The 16,463-nt window shown below is 71.2% G+C and carries 15 protein-coding genes; 5 read left to right on the forward strand and 10 right to left on the reverse strand.

Annotated elements, in window-relative coordinates:
- Positions 1 to 121: 121 nt before the first annotated feature.
- On the reverse strand, positions 122 to 2,182 hold the full coding sequence (locus tag ACIP4Y_RS38090; protein WP_401401732.1) for a discoidin domain-containing protein: 2,061 nt from the start codon (positions 2,180 to 2,182) through the stop codon (positions 122 to 124).
- 285 nt (positions 2,183 to 2,467) lie between these two features.
- Between ACIP4Y_RS38090 and msrA the strand changes: the two genes are divergently transcribed.
- Complete coding sequence (gene msrA / locus ACIP4Y_RS38095) at positions 2,468 to 2,989, forward strand: peptide-methionine (S)-S-oxide reductase MsrA (protein WP_401401650.1); 522 nt, start codon at positions 2,468 to 2,470, stop codon at positions 2,987 to 2,989.
- A gap of 15 nt (positions 2,990 to 3,004) precedes the next feature.
- Here msrA and ACIP4Y_RS38100 read toward each other — a convergent pair whose 3' ends face one another.
- Both ACIP4Y_RS38100 and ACIP4Y_RS38105 read right to left on the reverse strand, forming a co-directional pair.
- Positions 3,005 to 4,078, reverse strand: a complete 1,074-nt coding sequence (locus tag ACIP4Y_RS38100; protein WP_401401653.1) for a fatty acid desaturase family protein — start codon at positions 4,076 to 4,078, stop codon at positions 3,005 to 3,007.
- A 166-nt stretch (positions 4,079 to 4,244) separates the two neighbouring features.
- Entirely contained in the window at positions 4,245 to 4,844 is a 600-nt protein-coding gene (locus ACIP4Y_RS38105; RefSeq protein WP_401401654.1) for a TetR/AcrR family transcriptional regulator, read from the reverse strand.
- A gap of 120 nt (positions 4,845 to 4,964) precedes the next feature.
- On the opposite strand from ACIP4Y_RS38105, the gene ACIP4Y_RS38110 reads away from it, so the two are divergent.
- Positions 4,965 to 5,756 carry an SDR family NAD(P)-dependent oxidoreductase gene (locus tag ACIP4Y_RS38110; protein ID WP_401401657.1) on the forward strand — a complete coding sequence of 264 codons (792 nt, stop codon included), beginning with the start codon at positions 4,965 to 4,967 and terminating at the stop codon, positions 5,754 to 5,756.
- Between the two features lie 197 nt (positions 5,757 to 5,953).
- Here the strand turns inward: ACIP4Y_RS38110 and ACIP4Y_RS38115 are convergent, their stop codons facing one another.
- Complete coding sequence (locus ACIP4Y_RS38115; protein ID WP_401401659.1) at positions 5,954 to 6,697, reverse strand: helix-turn-helix transcriptional regulator; 744 nt, start codon at positions 6,695 to 6,697, stop codon at positions 5,954 to 5,956.
- Between the two features lie 126 nt (positions 6,698 to 6,823).
- Here ACIP4Y_RS38115 and ACIP4Y_RS38120 point away from each other — a divergent pair, with 126 nt between their 5' ends.
- The 3 genes from ACIP4Y_RS38120 (at position 6,824) to folE (ending at position 8,549) form a co-directional block, all read left to right on the forward strand.
- Positions 6,824 to 7,372, forward strand: coding sequence for a DUF2231 domain-containing protein (locus ACIP4Y_RS38120; RefSeq protein ID WP_401401661.1), 549 nt, complete (start codon positions 6,824 to 6,826; stop codon positions 7,370 to 7,372).
- A 75-nt stretch (positions 7,373 to 7,447) separates the two neighbouring features.
- Positions 7,448 to 7,891 (forward strand): hypothetical protein, encoded by a 444-nt coding sequence (locus tag ACIP4Y_RS38125; RefSeq protein ID WP_401401664.1) that lies wholly within the window; start codon positions 7,448 to 7,450, stop codon positions 7,889 to 7,891.
- A 1-nt stretch (position 7,892) separates the two neighbouring features.
- Complete coding sequence (gene folE, locus ACIP4Y_RS38130) at positions 7,893 to 8,549, forward strand: GTP cyclohydrolase I FolE (protein WP_401401669.1); 657 nt, start codon at positions 7,893 to 7,895, stop codon at positions 8,547 to 8,549.
- A gap of 217 nt (positions 8,550 to 8,766) precedes the next feature.
- Here folE and ACIP4Y_RS38135 read toward each other — a convergent pair whose 3' ends face one another.
- The 6 genes from ACIP4Y_RS38135 to ACIP4Y_RS38160 all read right to left on the reverse strand — a co-directional run bounded on the left by ACIP4Y_RS38135 (position 8,767) and on the right by ACIP4Y_RS38160 (position 16,180).
- Positions 8,767 to 10,062 (reverse strand): MFS transporter, encoded by a 1,296-nt coding sequence (locus tag ACIP4Y_RS38135; protein WP_401401672.1) that lies wholly within the window; start codon positions 10,060 to 10,062, stop codon positions 8,767 to 8,769.
- Positions 10,059 to 10,598, reverse strand: coding sequence for an ArsR/SmtB family transcription factor (locus ACIP4Y_RS38140; protein WP_401401675.1), 540 nt, complete (start codon positions 10,596 to 10,598; stop codon positions 10,059 to 10,061). The genes ACIP4Y_RS38135 and ACIP4Y_RS38140 overlap by 4 nt, the downstream gene beginning before the upstream one ends.
- Before the next feature lie 203 nt (positions 10,599 to 10,801).
- A complete protein-coding gene (locus tag ACIP4Y_RS38145) occupies positions 10,802 to 11,359 on the reverse strand; it encodes a DUF3291 domain-containing protein (RefSeq protein WP_401401678.1) in 558 nt (185 codons plus the stop codon).
- 494 nt (positions 11,360 to 11,853) lie between these two features.
- Positions 11,854 to 13,470: an MDR family MFS transporter gene (locus ACIP4Y_RS38150; RefSeq protein WP_401401680.1), complete on the reverse strand. Its 1,617-nt coding sequence runs from the start codon at positions 13,468 to 13,470 to the stop codon at positions 11,854 to 11,856.
- 78 nt (positions 13,471 to 13,548) lie between these two features.
- Complete coding sequence (locus ACIP4Y_RS38155; RefSeq protein WP_401401683.1) at positions 13,549 to 14,757, reverse strand: glycosyltransferase; 1,209 nt, start codon at positions 14,755 to 14,757, stop codon at positions 13,549 to 13,551.
- A gap of 100 nt (positions 14,758 to 14,857) precedes the next feature.
- Positions 14,858 to 16,180 carry a UDP-glucose dehydrogenase family protein gene (locus ACIP4Y_RS38160; protein ID WP_401401686.1) on the reverse strand — a complete coding sequence of 441 codons (1,323 nt, stop codon included), beginning with the start codon at positions 16,178 to 16,180 and terminating at the stop codon, positions 14,858 to 14,860.
- Positions 16,181 to 16,463: the final 283 nt, after the last annotated feature.

Genomic DNA, 16,463 nt, shown 5'->3' on the forward strand with positions numbered 1-16,463 from the left:
CAGCTTCACGGCGCCACCGTAGCCGGGCTGGTGCGTGGCGGGCAGTGCGCCGCTACGAACGTTCCCGCCGGGGGGGGGGGGGGGCCGGGGGGGGGGGGGGCGCCCCCCCCCGGCCCGTTCCTCAGCTGCTGTACACGCCGACCTCGCGCAGCGAGTAACCCCACCCGGTGCCGCGCTCCGTGCCCGAGACGCGGACGTAGCGCGCCGGAGTGCCGGTGAACCGGGCGGTGTCGAGGCCGCCGTCGCCCGTGGTGGTCGACCAGACCGTCTGCCAGTCCGCGCCGTCCGTCGACAGCTGGACGCTGTACGCCTTCCCGTACGCGCGCTCCCAGTCGAGCGTGACCCGCCCGACCCGGTGCGTGGAGCCCAGGTCGATCCGCAGCCACTGGCCGTCGCTCCACTCGCTGGCCCAGCGGGTGTCCCGGTCGCCGTCGACGGCGCGGCCCGGCGCGTAGCTGGTGAACGGGTTCCACCACTCCGTCGAACTGGCCGCGGCCGGCGCGCCCGCGGCGAGGTCGACGCCCGCCTGGTGCCGCTCGGTCGCTCCCCAGGTGTCCAGGTAGGACTGGGCTCCGCGGAAGAGGTCGTTCACCACGCCCTGGCCGCCGACGAGCCGGATGTCCTCGATCCAGTCCGGGACCAGGCCGTAGTGCGCGGCTCCGTCCGTGTTCAGGTCCCAGGTGCGCTCACCCGTGGTCTGCCGGTCGACGAGGGAGCCGCCGTCGACGCTGCGGAAGGGGTACGTGACCTTGTTCGGGGCGTCCGCGCCCCGGGGGCCCGGCCAGCCGCCGACACCGTTCATGTCCGTGCCGTAGCCGTATCCGACGCCGTACTTGTCCCGCAGCGCCTTGGTGCGGTTCGCCTCGGCCACGAATCCCTCGGAGCCGTGCATGTACTGGGCGACGAAGCCGCCGAGGCCGTAGACCCGCTCGGTCCAGTTCAGGTCCATCCAGCTGTGCGAGGAGATCACACCGGGGTAGGAGCCGGCCTCGAAGATGTCGAGCGCGCGGCCCACGGCCTTGACGCTCATGTGGTCGATCTCCAGCATCATCTTGCGCTTCATCATGCCGCGCACGGCGTACTCACCGAGGTCGGTGAGCCCCCGGACGTTGCACTGCGCGTCCGAGCCGTACGAGGGGACGCTCACCCCCGCCGGGAGTTTCGCCTCGGCCCCGGGCGCCGCGGCCGAGCCGATCGGGTTGTCGTGCTGCGGGCCGGTGCACTTCTCCGTCTTCCAGAAGGTGCCGGTCGACAGGAACTGCCCGACGTTGATGGCCGTTCCGAGCGTGCCCGAGTCGAAGCGGACGCCGCACAGGGCGTTGTCGAACTTGTGGCACAGGAACATGCTGCGCACGCCCAGCGCGTACAGCTCGTCCAGGCCGGCGTCGATGTCCTTCCTGTCGCACTGCGGGACGTCCAGGATCTGCTTGCACCCGAAGGGCTCGGAGGTCTCCACGCCCAGGACGACCGCCAGCTTGCCCTGCTCGATGACGTCACGCGCCTGGGCGCTGTCGGTGACGATCCGGAACCAGCCCTTGCCCGGGCCGCCGTACATCTTGTCGACGTAGGCCTGGAGGTCGTACGTCAGCTTCGCCTGCAGCCGGATGGACGTCATCTCGTCGCAGCTGCGGTCCTTGAAGAAGTAGACCGAGCAGATCACGCCGTTGGTGACGAGGTCGTTGACGAGCACCCGCTGGCCGCCGCGCCAGGCCCGTTCCACCCAGGCGTAGTAGTTCTGCTGGTGGGTCAGGGAGTCGTGCGCGGGCCAGTCCTTGAAGGTGGGCCAGCCGACCGGGTCGTGTCTGCCGTCACCGCCCTTGGTGATGAAGTCGAAGACGGCCAGCGAGCCGTCGGGGTAGTGCTCGGGACAGTCCTTGAGCGCGTCGGCGATCCCGGCCTCGGAGAAGACCTTGCCGCAGATGAGGCGCCCGCCGAAGGCTTCGTTGGCGAACAGGTGGTCGTGGGCGTCGACGAACCCGCGCACCCGGCCCTGGGCGTCGGTGCCGGTGAACGGCGCGCCGGTGACGCCGATCTGCGAGTCCGGCGTGGGCCGAGCGCTCGGGACCCACCAGTCGTTCCCGGCCGCCGAACTCGGAGTGGGACCGAGTACGACGGCCAGGACGAGCAGGAGCAGCGACACTGCGGTGACGTTCTTGCGTCGGCGGTACGGGCGGCTGGTCATGGCCACGGCCCACGTCCCTCGGTCGGCGGGATGCGCGGTCGACCAGCCGAGGAGGTCGTGGCCCGAGGACACGCGCGATACCGCTTTGTCATGTCTACGTAAACTGTGCGCCATGAGGATCGCCAGTGCCGCCTGCCGAGTCAAGACTTCGGCGCCGGGGATGCCCGCCGACGTGCTCCCGGGCCCGCTCGTTGCTTACTCGGGCGTAGTAATAAGCTGGGTGGACGTGAGAACCGTACGTCGACGACCGCGCCGGACAGCGGCTCGAGGGTGAGGGAGCGACCGATGACATCGGAAACCGAGCGGGCCGTACTGGCGGGCGGTTGTTTCTGGGGCATGCAGGACCTGATCCGCAAGCAGCCGGGCGTGGTGTCCACCCGCGTCGGCTACAGCGGCGGCGACACGCCGAACGCCACCTACCGCAACCACGGCGACCACGCCGAGGCCATCGAGATCCTCTTCGATCCGGAGGTCACGAGCTACCGCGACATCCTGGAGTTCTTCTTCCAGATCCACGACCCGACCACCAGGGACCGCCAGGGCAACGACATCGGGCGCAGCTACCGGTCCGCCGTCTTCTACGCCGACGAGGAACAGCACCGCGTCGCCCTGGACACCATCGCGGACGTCGAGGCGAGCGGGCTGTGGCCGGGCAAGGTGGTCACCGAGGTCGAGCCCGTGGGCGACTTCTGGGAGGCCGAGCCCGAGCACCAGGACTATCTGGAACGCTACCCGGACGGCTACACCTGTCACTTCCCGCGACCGAACTGGAAGCTGCCGCGCCGGGCCTCGTCCGCGACGAGCTGAAGCGCCGCTCGCTCCTCACGCCCTGCGCCGCTGCCTGATCGGCTCGCCCACGCGCTGCAGGTGCGTCAGCGCCTCCCGGTAGGACCGGATCAGTCCCGTCTCGTGGTACGGCACCCCGATCTCGGCGCAGTACCGCCGCACGATCAGCCGGGCCCGGCGCAGATGGACCGTGGGCATGCCCGGGAACAGGTGGTGCTCGATCTGGTAGTTGAGGCCGCCCAGCATCACGTCGGTGAGCAGCCCGCCGCGCACGTTGCGGGACGTCAGGACCTGGCGCCGCAGGAAGTCGAGCTGCTGGTCACCGGTGAGCGTCGGCATGCCCTTGTGGTTGGGGGCGAAGGTGCAGCCCAGGTAGAGGCCGAACAGGCACTGGTTCACGGCGAGGAACGCCACCGCCTTGCCCGGTGAGAGCACCAGGAACAGGGCGGAGAGCAGGGCGGCCATGTGCGCCAGGAGCAGCGCGCCCTCCAGCACCCGGTTCTTCAGGAACGGTGAACGCAGCGCCCGCACGCTCGCGACGTGCAGGTTGAAGCCCTCCAGGGTCAGCAACGGGAAGAACAGCACCGCCTGGTGACCACCGAGGAGGCGGGCCAGGCCCCGGCTGGCGCGGGCCTGTTCGGCGGACCACACCAGGATGTCCGGGGCGACATCGGGATCGAGTTCCTCATGGTTGGGATGGGCGTGGTGGCGGGTGTGCTTGTTCATCCACCAGCCGTAGCTCATGCCGACTCCGAGATTGCCGAACAGCCGTCCCGCGAGCTCGCTGTGCCGGCGCCGCCGGAAGACCTGCCGGTGCGCCAGATCGTGCGCCACCAGGGCGACCTGCCCGAACACCAGGGCCAGGAAGGCGGCCACGGCCAGCTGCCACCAGGTGTCGCCGAGGGCGACGAAGGCCGCCCAGCCGCCGGCGAACGCCCCGACGACCAGACCGAGCCGCACCGTGTAGTAGCCGGGGCGCCGCTTCATCAGGCCGGCCTCGGCGATCCGCTGGGACAGCCGGGCGAAGTCGCTGCCGGCACCGGGCCGCGACGTGGTCGCATCGACGGCGGCACGGGGGCTCGCGGGGGAGGCATCGGAAGAGATCGTCATGCCGAGAATTCTGGAGACGCCGTACGATCCGAAGAAGCCTGCCCGCCACCGTATGCGCAGGAGGCCCGCCCCCACCGAGTGCCGGGGGTTTTCCCCCGGAGTCACCCCTGGGCGGCGACGCCCTTGCGGTCCGGCTGACGGGCCTCGGGGCCGACGGCCGGCGCTCTCACGCCGGCAGGTCCTGCTCGCCCTGCTGGGCTGCGGCGCCCCGCGCGAGCAGCAGGAGGGCGTCGACCAGGTCCTCCGCCGGGCTTCCGGTGGCCAGGCGGCGCAGTTGCAGGCCCATCACCACGGCGACCGTGGTGGCCGCCAGGCGCTCCGCGCCCGGGACGCCGAGAGCCGTGAGGATCTGGGTGGCGAGCCGGTCGTAGGCCCGGAACGCCTCCGCCGCCGCCTCCCGCAGCCGCTCGTCCCGCCCGGCGTGCAGGTACAGCTCGAACGGGGCGAGATGCGCACTGTCCAGCGCCGTGCCGCAGGCGACCTGGCCGGCCAGGGACGCGGCCTCCTCCACGCCGATGCCCTCGGTCTGGCACTGGTCGGCCAGCTCGGTGAAGTGCCGGGCCTCCTCGCGAACGAAGTGCAGCAGGCTCTCGCGCAGCAGCTCGTGCTGGGTCTCGAAGTGGTACGTCACCGAGCCGAGTGACACTCCCGCTTCCCGGGCGATGCGCCGGTTGGTGACCGCCGCGACGCCGTCCTCGCCGATGATCCGCAGGACGGCGGTGATGATGCGCTGGCGGGTGGAGGCGGAGGGGGCGGCGTTGGGCATGCCATGCATTCTTCCATCAGCGGTCTTCCGGCCAGGACCGCACGTTCGGCGTCGGCACGGTGGACAGGAGGGCCCGCCGTCCCTACTGTTCGTTCGAACGAACAACATGGGAGGGAAGTCGTGCACATTGCCGGGGCAACTGTTCTGCTCACCGGAGTCACGGGCGGCATCGGCGGCGCGATCGCCGCGGAGATGTCCGCACGCGGCGCGCACCTCGTCCTCACCGGCCGGCGGAGCGAGGCGCTGGAACCCCTCGCCGACCGCTACGGTGCCCGGACGATCCTGGCCGATCTCGCCGACGACGAGGACGTCAGGCGACTCGCCGAAGAAGCCGCCGGTACGGACATCCTCATCGCGAACGCGGCTCTGCCCTCCAGCGGCGACCTGCTCGACTACACGCCCGCGCAGATCGACCGGGCGCTCGCGGTGAACCTTCGCGCCCCCGCGATGCTCGCACGGCTGCTCGCTCCCGGCATGGTGGCCCGCGGACACGGCCACATCTGCTTCGTCGGCTCCCTGTCGGGCATGGCCGCCACCAAGTCGTCGTCCCTGTACACCGCGACGAAGTTCGGCCTCCGCGGTCTCTCCCTGGCCTTCCGCCAGGATCTGCACGGCACCGGCGTCGGCGTCTCCATCGTCCAGCCCGGATTCGTCCGCGACGTCGGGATGTTCGCCGACACCGGTTCACCCACGCCCGGCGGCGTCCGCACGGTCGCACCGCGGCAGGTCGTCAGAGGCGTCACACGCGCGATCGAACGCAACGCCGCCGAGATCAACGTCGCCCCGCTCGAACTGCGGTTCCTGACCCGGATCGCCTCACAGTTCCCCGCGTTCGCCGAACGGGTGCAGCGGCACGCGGGCGCGGAGAGGGCCCTGAAGACGATCGTGGCGGCCCAGCGGACGAGCCGGTAAGGGTCCCGCCGGCGGGCCGCGTGGACGTAGGCCTGGCGTGCGAGGTGCCGCTCGCCGCAGCCGTCAGCGTGTCCTGTACGACCGCCGGGGACAGCGGGACGGTGTGAACACCTCCGCCTCCTCGTCCGGCCTCAGCGCGGTCGCACCGGCCAGGGACACGGCGCATGGGCCGGGTGGAGGTCTACGGCAGGTGCGCCTCAGCCGGTGCCGTCCTCACTCGCCGCGTCGTTCGGGCCCAGCCGTACGCAGCATTCGCCGGACTCAGGGGCCAGGACGGCGTGGACGCCGTTGACCGCGAGGCCCTTCAGGTAGCCGCTGAGGAAAGCGTGGTTCATGCCGCACACCAGGTCGGGAGCCTTCCCGGCCAGGGGGTGGAAGGGACAGTTGCGCAGGCGCAGCCGGGTGGGGGTTTCCCGGACGGGTTCGTAGCCGTACTGCTCCAGCAGGCGCTCGCAGGCGGTCAGCCCGCGCTCAGGGCCCAGGCGGCCCGGGCGCGTCTCTTCCCGCGCGGCCTCGCCCAGCTGCCGGCCGCGTTGCTCGGCGGTCCGTACCGCCGCCTGTGCGGCGTTTTCGTCCCGGCCTTCGGTGAGGACGGCGTCCAGGAGCAGGTCTGCCAGGAGGTCGTGGCGGCGGTCGGGGATGCTCACGGTGATCTGCGCGTCGGTGGGCTCGTAGACCTTGGGCTGCCTGCCGACCTTGCGTATCCCGCCGGGCGTTTCGTAGCGCGCACGCAGCAGCCCGGCGTCGACGAGTTTGTCGAGGTGGAAGGCGGCGAGCTTGCGGGATATGCCGACGCTGGCGGCGGCCTCGTCGCGGGTGACGGCGCGGCGGGCACGGCGGATGAAGGCGAACATGCGCCGCCGCGAGTCCTCGCTCAGGACGCTGACGGAGTCGATGGCGCTGTCGGCCGCGTCGGCCTGCGCATCGGGATCGGAAGCCACACGACCACGGTAACTCCCACGTGCATGGGCACAAGCGTTCTTCTTGCCTTTTCCGCCGAGCGTCTTGACGCCCCCTGCCAATAAGACCAAGAATCGTTGGTGAAACTACTGGGGAGGTCGGTTGCGATGGCCCATGAGTCACAGCTTCAGGCGAAGCGCCCGGTCAGTGCCGCGCTCGCCGGTCCGTACGGCCACCCGTTCCACCCGATCGTGGTGACCGTGCCGATCGGTGCCTGGGTGACGAGCCTGGTGTTCGACATCGCTTCCCACGTCGTGCAGCGTCCCGGCTTCCTGACCCAGTCCTCGGAGTGGCTGATCGGGGTCGGGGTGATCGGCGCCCTGCTGGCGGCCATGGTCGGATTCCTCGATCTGTTCGCTATCCCCTCGGGCACCCGGGCCTTTCGTACCGCCCTGGTGCACATGACGCTGAACCTGCTGGTCACCGCCGCCTACGTCGTCAACTTCCTGTGGCGCCACGGCGACTACACCGCCGGCGGAAGCGTCGGAACCGGCCGGCTCGTCCTGTCCGCGTGCAGCGTGGCGGCCCTGGCCGTCTCGGGATTCCTGGGCGGCAAGCTCGCCTACCGCTACGGCGTGCGCGTCGCCGACGAGAACACCCAGGCCGATGGGTATACGCCCGGCCCCGGCCGCAGCAGCACGCACACCCCCGCATGACCAGGCCTCCCGTCCCCGTCATGGCGGTCGGCCCGCCCCGGCCGCCCGTCACACCCAACCGCACCTGGAGTCCTCATGGACATCGCCGCATTGATCACCTGGGTGGTCACCGCCCTCGGCGGCTTCTACATGCTCGGCACCTGGATCCAACGCGGCGGGATCCGGCAACAGCAATCCGGCACCAGCCGCCTGCCCGCACCGGTCGTCTTCGGCCACTTCGCCCTGGCCGCGATCGGACTGGTGGTGTGGATCATCTACGTGGTGGCCGACCGGACCGCCCTGGCCTGGACCTCGTTCTGCCTGCTGCTGCCGGTCGCCCTGCTGGGGTTCGTGATGCTGGCCCGCTGGATCCCCGTCCACCGCGACCGCGCCGCCGCCGGGACAACGGCTCAAGGAGGCGCAGGGACCGTTCCCGCCGAACGGCACTTCCCGGTGCCCGTAGTAGTGGCACACGGTCTGTTCGCCGTGGCGACTCTCGTCCTGGTCCTGCTCAGCGCCCTCGGCGTCGGGGGCAGCTGACATGACCGAGAGCCCCCGCCGCACCACCGCCCTGACGGACCTGCTGGACGAAGAGCAAACGGCACCCGCACGGCCCGCCCTGCGGGTCGTCCACGAAGCCGGAGGCATCGACCTGGCAGCCGCGGAGAGGGCGGCCGGCCAGTTCCTCGAGGCCCTCGGCGTCTCCACCGCCTCGGAGAGCCTGCGCGGCACACCAGGGCGGATGGCCCGCGCGTACGCCGAACTGTTCACCCCGCGCCCCTTCGACCTGACCACCTTCCCCAACGACGAGGGCTACGACGAACTCGTCCTGGCTCGCCGCATACCGGTCCGGACCGTCTGCGAGCACCACCTGCTGCCGATCGTCGGTATCGCCCACGTCGGTTACCTGCCCGGCGCCCGGATCCTGGGCCTGTCCAAGCTGGCCCGCGTCGTCGAGCACTTCGCCTGCCGCCCGCAAGTCCAGGAACGCCTCACCAAACAGGTCGCCGACTGGCTGGAGACCAACCTGGAACCCAAGGGCGTCGGCGTGGTCATCGAGGCCGAACACGCCTGCATGACCCTGCGCGGCGTCCAGGCCACCGGATCCAGCACCATGACGTCCACCCTCCTCGGCCTGCTGCGATCCGACGCCCGCTCCCGCAGCGAATTCCTCGCCCTCACCGGCGCGGCCGGCTGACACGGCAGCACCGAATGCGACGTCCCCCAGCGGCGGAATCAAGGCCGACCAGAGCATGGCGAGGGAGCGGCGCCCGCCCCACCCTGCGCCCCTTCCGGGACTCGGACCCGCCGGGGACGACGAGGACTGACGGCCGGCACCCCCGACCGCCCCGGCCACTCGTCGCGCCCCGCGGGGAACTCGCACCCGACATGTCGTGACGCCTTCGCGGCAGGCGTCACAGCACGTCGGGTTCACTCTCCTGGGCGGGATCCCTGGGTGCCGGGTGATCCGGACCGCCGACCGGGGCAGCGGCATGCAGCGCCGCGTCGACCCGGCGGTTGCTGGTCATGGATGCCGTGACGGCTGTCATCGCCAGGAGGAGGACGGCGGCGGCGTAGAGCGGGGTACGGATGTCGTAGGTGGTGGCCAGCCAGCCGCCGAGGAAGGCCCCGATGGGGGCGGCGCACATGGCCAGCATGCGGGAGGTGGAGGCGACCCGACCCATGAGGTGGGCCGGAACGATCGCCTGCCGGAGGGAGGGCCCGAGCACCATCGTGGCGCCCATGCCGGCCCCGCAGACGGCGAGCGCCAGCCCGGCCGCGTACGGGTTCGGGGCAGATGCAAGGCCCAGGATGGCAAGCCCTTCGACTGCCGCCGTGCAGGTCAGTGCGGTGCCGGTGCCGAGTCGTCGGCCAAGGTGGGAGGCGATGCCTGCACCGAGCAGACCACCGGTGGCCTCCGCCGTGAGGAGCAGGCCGAAGCCGTAGGTGTCGATGCCGAGGCGGTCGTGCGCGAAGAGGGCGAGTACGGTCTCCACAGCGAGGAAGGCGATGTTCCCGACCGCCGGGCGGAGCGCGAGCCCGAGAAGCAACCGGTCCTGGAAGACGTACGAGGCCCCGGCCCGCGCCTGCCGAAGCAGCGACTCGCGGATCTCCGGCTCGGGCCGGGGTATGGCGGGGAGCGACCGTACGAGCAGTGCGGAGAGCATGAACGACGCCGCGTCGGCGAGCAGCGGAGCCGCCCGCCCGAGCGCGAGCAGCGCACTGCCCGCAGGCGGCCCCGCGAAGCCGGACATGGCGGTCTGGGCTCCGCGCAGGCGAGAGTTGGCCCGCTCCAGGAGTGCGGGGTCGCGGCCGAGCAGATCCGGCAGGTAGGCCGTGGCGGCCGTGTCGAAGAAGAGTCCACCGAGGCCGAGCAGGAAGGCGACGACCGCGAGCAGCGGAATGCTTAAGCCGTCGAGCGCGGCCGCTGCCGCCGGTATCGCGAGCAGCACCGCGCGCGCCGCGTCCATGACCCACATCGTGCGCCGACGGTCCCAGCGGTCCACCAGCGCACCGCCGAGCACCCCGAAGAGCAGCCACGGCAGCGTCCCGGCGGCCGTGACGACGGCGAGCGCCATCGGATCCCGCGTCAACGTCAACGCGAGCAGCGGCAGCGCGGCATGCGACACCCCGTCACCGAGGGAAGACACTGTCTGCGCAGTCCACAGCCGTCCGAACCCGGCCGGCAGCTTCCGAACGTCTGAAGTCACTTGGCCCCCCGCTCGGCCTGTTCGCGCGGTGCCGGGTGGAACAGTGCGAAGACGAGTGACGTGTCCGGCAGCGACGGATCGGACAGCTCCAGGTACTCGTCCGCCAGTGCCTGCAGCCGCGCCCCCAGCTCCGAGAACTGCTCATCGGTGAGCCGCAGATGCGCCATCCGCACGTGCCGCTCGCCATCCGCCGGCGCTGCCTCCAGGTCCGCCACCGCATGCCGCATCAGCGCATCCGGCCCTCCCTCGCCCCGATCCGGCAGCACGATCGCCCGCGCGGCCATCGCGTAGTACCGCTCGGTGACACCCCGCACCTTCCGCGTCCGTACCACCTTCACCAGGCCGGCCCGCTCCAGCAGCCGCACGTGATAGCTGGAACTCCCCTTCGCGAGGCCGACCCGCTCGGCGATCTGCGTGATCGTCGCCGGCTCGAAGCGGAGCACGGCCATGATCCGGTGGCGGGTGAGATTGGAGACGGCGCGCAGCTGCTCGTCCGTGGTGACGTGAAGCGTCTCGAGAGGATCATCGGTAGGCATGCGAGCAATGGTCAACGATTCTTGACCATTGAGCAAGGGGATTTCGCGCGGACCTCTACGAACCGGCGGCAGCCGCCTGAACGGCTCCGCCCAGCACCCGGCCGGCCCGACCCGACGGAGTGCACCGCCCTCCCGGGCGAAGGACAGGTGAGACGGAACGGCCTCAGCGTTTGACGGCGAACCCAGTCGCTCAGGCTTCCTTGTCAGCGAACCTGGTCACTCTTCGGCCCGATGCCCTTGATCCTGGTCAAAGTTCCGTCCGGGGCGAACGAGTGGTGGAAGGTGAAGGCGTGCGGCGTGGAGCCGTGGTCGTGGAGGTGCTCCAGCCTGGATACCCCGTCCCGCCAGGTGGGTATCACGCCGTCGGGGACCCACCAGAACACGTAACTCGGGTGTCCTGTCCTTTCGAACCAGTCGTAACGCCTGTTCAGTGCCTCACGGTGCAGACCGGTGTAGATGGCGTCGAAGGCGGGGCGCAGGTCGGTCCAGAGTGAAAGGGTCGCGGCCAGGGCGATGGTCTCCACGGTATGGCCCTTGCCGTACCAGGTCGGTACGGCGAACTCTCCCCAGGCACCCCAGTCCAAGTCGAAGTGCGAGCCCTGGTCGCTGTCTGCCGCTTCGGCACGAGCGAGGTATCCGGGGTGCCGGCTGATCTTCCGGTAGACGGCCTCAGCGCCGTCGTGGAACTCGCGCGTGAGAGGTGCGGGATCGGCGAGAGGTGACTTCAGGACGCCGAATGTGTACAGAGCAAGATGGGGCATGCGTCTCTCCCTGGTTGGGGGTGCCTGGTGTGGACCCGGTTCGGTGGCTTACGCATGGGGGCGAGGATTCTCGGGGCGTGACCAACTCATCCCGTCGCGGATGGCTCAGCCTGAAGGAACCCCCGCGCGACCGTGGGCGACCGCCGAAGACCAGGTGAAGGTAGCTGCCGCTGCGGGGCCATGTCGAAGTTGCGTTTTCCCTGTCCAAGTGGCCTCTTGCACAGGTCCTTGCGGGAGTTGGGGCGGTGGCGCTGCCTGTCGTCGGGTAAGTCCGCATCGGCCCGGCGCGGACCCCGGCACGGAGATCCGCGCCGCCGCCCGCCTGCAGCTCATCTAGGCGGTGGAGGCCGGGCGACTGCGGATCCTGGTCGCCGGCAGCCACCCGCTGCGCGAAGCCGCCGCCGTGCACTGTCAGATCATGACCGGCCGCACCACCGGAAAGAGCATCCTGATCCCCGTGAACCCCGATGCTGTGCGAACGCCTCCACGCGGCCCTATTCGTCGGAGAGCGTCAGGTTCGGTACCCGCCAGGCCGCGAGCAGGAAGGCGACCAGGGCCACCGCGGCGCCGGTGAGGAAGACGGTGCGCATCGAGGCGACGTACCCCTCCAGGAACGGCAGCGCCGCGCCCCGGTCGAGCGCGTGCAGGAAGGCGGAGTCCTCCAGGTCGACACCGCCGCCGGGGCGCAGCACTCCCGCGAGGGCGTGGGCGTTGTCGGACTGGGCCAGCAGCCGGCGGTAGGCCGGGTCGTGGCGGGCCTCGGCCAGCCGGTCGGCTATCCGGCCGGCCGCCGTGGAGAACAGGATGGACAGGAACGCGGCGGTGCCGACCGTGCCGCCGTTGGAGCGGAAGAAGTTGACCGAGGCCGTCGCCGCGCCCATGTCCGTACGGGGCACCTCGCTCTGGGCGAGCGTGGTCAGCGTCTGCATCGACGCGCCGAGTCCCGCGCCCATCAGCGCCATGCCGAGCGCCGCCTGCCACAGCGGGCTGTCCACGCGCAACGTGGCGAAGACGAGCATCGCCGCGGTGAACGAGCCGAGGCCGGCGACGAGATGCACCTTGAACCGGCCGGTCCGGGAGATCAGCCGGCCCACCAGCAGGGTCACCGCGAGGTTCGCGAACACCGTGGGCAGGGTGGCCAGACCCGCCGCCATGGGGCTCATGCCGCGGACGAGCTGGAGGTACAGCGGAAGCGTCGTCATCGCGCCGAACATGCCGATCCCGACGACGAAGTGCAGCCCCACGCCCAGCCGGAAGGCGTGGATGCGGAACAGGCGCGGCGGCAGCAGCGCGGCGTCACCCGTCCGCCACTCCACCACCACGAACACGGTCAGCCCCACCACGCCGATCGCGTACAACAGCAGGGCCCCGGGCGAGGCCCAGCCCCAACTGCGGCCCTGCTCGGCGATCGTCAGCAGCGGCACGAGCCCCACCGCGAGGGCCAGCGCCCCCGCGTAGTCGAGCCGGTGCCGTACGCGCCGGTGGGGGAAGCGCAGCACCCGGACGATCGCCACCGCCGCCACGGCGGCGAGCGGCACGTTGATCAGGAAGATCCAGCGCCAGCCGTCGATGCCCAGCAGACTGCTCCGGTCCGCGAACGCACCGCCCACGAGCGGGCCGACGATGCTGGCGCCGCCGAACACGGCCATGAACCAGCCCTGGTAGCGGCCCCGTTCGCGCGGAGTGGTGATGTCGGCGACGATCGTCATCGCCAGTGACATCAACCCGCCGCCGCCGAGCCCCTGCAGGGCGCGGAAGGCGGCGAGTTCATAGATCGAGGTGGCACATCCGCACAGCAGTGAGCCCGCCGTGAACAGGGCGATGGCGGCGAGGTAGGCGGGCCGGCGGCCGTGCAGGTCGGAAAGCTTGCCGTACAGCGGTGTCGCGATGGTCGCGGTGACGAGGTAGGCGGTGGTCACCCATGCCTGGGCCGTCAGCCCCTGCAGGTCGTCGGCGATGGTGCGCAGGGCGGAGGAGACCACCGTCTGGTCCAGTGCCCCCAGGAACATGCCGAGCACCAGACCGGACATGACGGTGGTGACCTGCCGGTGACTGAGCCGCCCAGGCGCGTCTCCGGCGGCGCCCTGCTGCTGGGTGTCGGAGAAGGTCACAAGTCGTCCTAGGGGAGGGGGAGGTGTGGGGGCCGTCCCCGGGTTCCGGGAACGGCCCCGTGTGCGGGAACGGTGGGGCTACCCGGCGATCCCCTCCAGATCGCCGACCGCCTGCTCGACGTCCGGCAGCGTGAGCATCGCCAGCCGGGCCGCCCGGGCCCGCGCCCGGGGTGCGGGGTCGGCGAGCAGCTTGCGGCACACGTCGGCGATGCCTCCCGCGCTGCGGTCGGTGATGTGGCGGCCGAAGCCCAGCTCCTCCACGCGCTCCGCGTTGGCGTGCTGGTCCCCGAAGTGCGGCAGCACCGCCAGCGGTGTGCCGGTGCGCATGGCCTCGCGGATGCTGTTGAACCCGCCGTGGGTGACGAACAGGTCGACGGACTCCAGCAGCAGCGGCTGCGGCACGTGCTCGGCGACGTGGACGTGCCCGGGCAGCCCGTCGGTGTCCAGCGGCAGCCCGGACGTCGACACCACCACCGTGCAGTCGTCCAGCTCTGCCGCCGCCCCCACGAGCGCGCGCAGGCTCTCGGCGGTGTCCGGCAGCTTGACCGGCAACGGCTCGGCGGACTCCGCCATGTGCTCGCGCAGCGCCGGCAGGGCCGTACCGATCGCGGCGTACACCAGCGGCCGGTCCGTGGGCAGTCCGGCCGCCCACGGGGGCAGCACCCCGCGGCGCTCGACGTCCACCGTCTGCCGGTAGGACCAGCTCACGGACAGGTTCCGGGCGAAGGAGAAGGCGGGCGGTACGTAGTCGACACGGCCGTGCGGTACGACGGACAGCGGGTCGTCCTGCACCGGCAGCCCCAGCTCCTCGCGCCGTTCGTTGAGCGGCGGCAGGATCTCGGCGGGGTCCATGATGTTGCTGAACCCGGAGGGCGTCGGAAGCTGCGGTACGCCCAGCAGTTCGCCGATGAGCACCGAGCTCATGTCCATGCCGTCCCGCAGGATCAGATCGGGGCGGAAGTCCCGGGCGAGGGGGAGCAGGACGTCCAGATGCGGCTTGACGGCCGCCCCGGCCACGCTCCGCATCAGCAGCCGGGTCAACTCCGGTGTCGGCTTGGCCATGTCGGGGGGTTCGGGAAGTTCGGCGAGGTACGGGCCGGCCGCGGCCAACGGGTTGAACCGTGTGAGCGCGGCGTTCACTTCCACGTCGTCGTCACGGAAGACCGGGGCGAGGGTGTCGACGGTGACCACCAGCACCTGATGCCCGGCCTCGGCCAGGGCGCGCAGCAGGGGCAGCTGGGCGCGCCCGTGGGAGGGACTGCCGAGCGTGGTGCACAGAACCCGCATGGGATGAGCCTTTCTGCTGAGGACTCTCGGGGATGGTTGAGGACCTTCGGCGGACGGCCGCGAGCGGCTCAGCGGGAGCGCCGGCCGCTCCGTGTGTGCTTCACGCCACCCGTGCCGGTGCCGCCGGGCGTCCGATGCCCCGCCGGCTCAGCCCGGCCCGCGCGAGCAGGTCCGCGTCCAGCAGGTTGCGGAAGTCGTGGACCTCGTCGCCGGTCATCCGCGCGGCGATCGCCGCCCAGTCGAGGTCGCGCAGCTCCGGCCACTCGGTGAGGACCAGGCAGGCCGCGGCCCCCTCGGCGGCCCGCACCGGGTCGGCGACGAGCTCGACCAGATCGCTCAGGTCGGGCCGCTCCTCGGACAACGCCGGGTCGTAGCCGGTGAGTTCGGCGCCCCGCTCACGCAGCAGCCGGGCGACGGCAAGCGCGGGCGAGTCGCGCAGGTCGGAGGTGCCGGCCTTGAAGGTCAGGCCGTACAGGGCGAGCCGTACGCCGTGCAGGGAGCCGTCCTCGCCGCGCCCGCACGCGGCGGTCACCCGTTCCACGAGCCGGCGCTGGTGGGTGACGTTGGTCTCGATGGTGGCGCTCAGCAGCGGGAAGTCGACGCCGGACCGGTCGCACATGGTCAGCAGGGCGTGGGTGTCCTTGGGCAGGCAGGAGCCGCCCCAGCCGGGCCCGGGCCGCAGGAACGCCGAGCCGATGCGCGGATCGCGCCCGATGCCCTCGGTGACATCGGCGATGTCGGCGCCGAAGCGCTCGCAGAGGGTGGCGAGGTTGTTGGCGAACGACAGCTTCATCGCGAGGAAGAAGTTCGCCGCGTACTTGGTCAGTTCGGCGCTGGCAGGGTCGGTGAGGACGAGAGGCGCGTCGAGTGCCGCGTACAGGTCGGCCACGCGCCGGGCGGCGGCCCGGTCGGCCGAGCCGATCACGATGCGGTCGGGGTGCAGGAAGTCGTGGACGGCGCGGCCCTCGCGCAGGAACTCCGGGTTGCTCACCACGGTCACGTCCGCCCGGCCGAGCAGTGCGGCGACACGCTCGCAGGTGCCGACCGGCACGGTCGACTTGTTGACGACGACACAGCCGGGTCGCAGCAGGCCCCGGATCTCCCCGGCGACGGCCTCCACGGCGGCGAGGTCGGCCGCACCGCCCGCTCCCATGGGCGTGGGCAGGCACAGGAACACCACCTCGGCCTCGGCGACGGCGGCCGCGGTGTCGCCGGTGAACTCCAGCCGGCCCGCCTCCAGGGCGTCCCGTACGGTCTCCGGCAGATCGGGCTCCATGATGTCGACCCGGGCCTCGCGCAGCCGTTCGACCTTGTGCGGGTCGGCGTCGGCGCACACCACGGAGTGCCCCAAGGAGGCCAGGCAGGCACCGGTGGTCAGTCCGACGTAACCGGTTCCGATCACGGCGACATGTCGAGCAGGCACAGAAGATCACCATTTCCGGTCGGTGGGGCCCGCGCGCGGCGGCTTGGGGACACGTGTCGAGGACACGTGCCGTCGCAGCGTGCGGGCGACCTGGAACGGGCCGACTCCGTCGTACGGCCCGGCGGAACGAGGTCTGAAGTCATCAGTCGTTGACCTGCCTCAGGTATGGCATGCGGCGCGAACACAAGTCAACGATTGGTGACAACGGTCGGTGACTTTGAGACAGCCGCTTCACACTGGACCATGGGGCGGGCAGCGGGAGGTCCGCGGGCAACGGAGGTGC

Origin of the sequence: Streptomyces sp. NPDC088810, assembly GCF_044750305.1 — a bacterium.
Classification (GTDB): domain Bacteria; phylum Actinomycetota; class Actinomycetes; order Streptomycetales; family Streptomycetaceae; genus Streptomyces.

Bases quoted from the DNA above. Each gene is read 5' to 3' on its own strand.
- ACIP4Y_RS38090 (WP_401401732.1), bottom strand. From the start codon at position 2,182: ATGACCAGCCGCCCGTACCGCCGACGCAAGAACGTCACCGCAGTGTCG.
- ACIP4Y_RS38140 (WP_401401675.1), bottom strand. From the start codon at position 10,598: ATGCCTACCGATGATCCTCTCGAGACGCTTCACGTCACCACGGACGAG.
- ACIP4Y_RS38155 (WP_401401683.1), bottom strand. From the start codon at position 14,757: ATGCGGGTTCTGTGCACCACGCTCGGCAGTCCCTCCCACGGGCGCGCC.
- ACIP4Y_RS38125 (WP_401401664.1), top strand. From the start codon at position 7,448: ATGGACATCGCCGCATTGATCACCTGGGTGGTCACCGCCCTCGGCGGC.
- ACIP4Y_RS38145 (WP_401401678.1), bottom strand. From the start codon at position 11,359: ATGCCCCATCTTGCTCTGTACACATTCGGCGTCCTGAAGTCACCTCTC.
- folE (WP_401401669.1), top strand. From the start codon at position 7,893: ATGACCGAGAGCCCCCGCCGCACCACCGCCCTGACGGACCTGCTGGAC.
- ACIP4Y_RS38100 (WP_401401653.1), bottom strand. From the start codon at position 4,078: ATGACGATCTCTTCCGATGCCTCCCCCGCGAGCCCCCGTGCCGCCGTC.
- ACIP4Y_RS38120 (WP_401401661.1), top strand. From the start codon at position 6,824: ATGGCCCATGAGTCACAGCTTCAGGCGAAGCGCCCGGTCAGTGCCGCG.
- msrA (WP_401401650.1), top strand. From the start codon at position 2,468: ATGACATCGGAAACCGAGCGGGCCGTACTGGCGGGCGGTTGTTTCTGG.
- ACIP4Y_RS38105 (WP_401401654.1), bottom strand. From the start codon at position 4,844: ATGCCCAACGCCGCCCCCTCCGCCTCCACCCGCCAGCGCATCATCACC.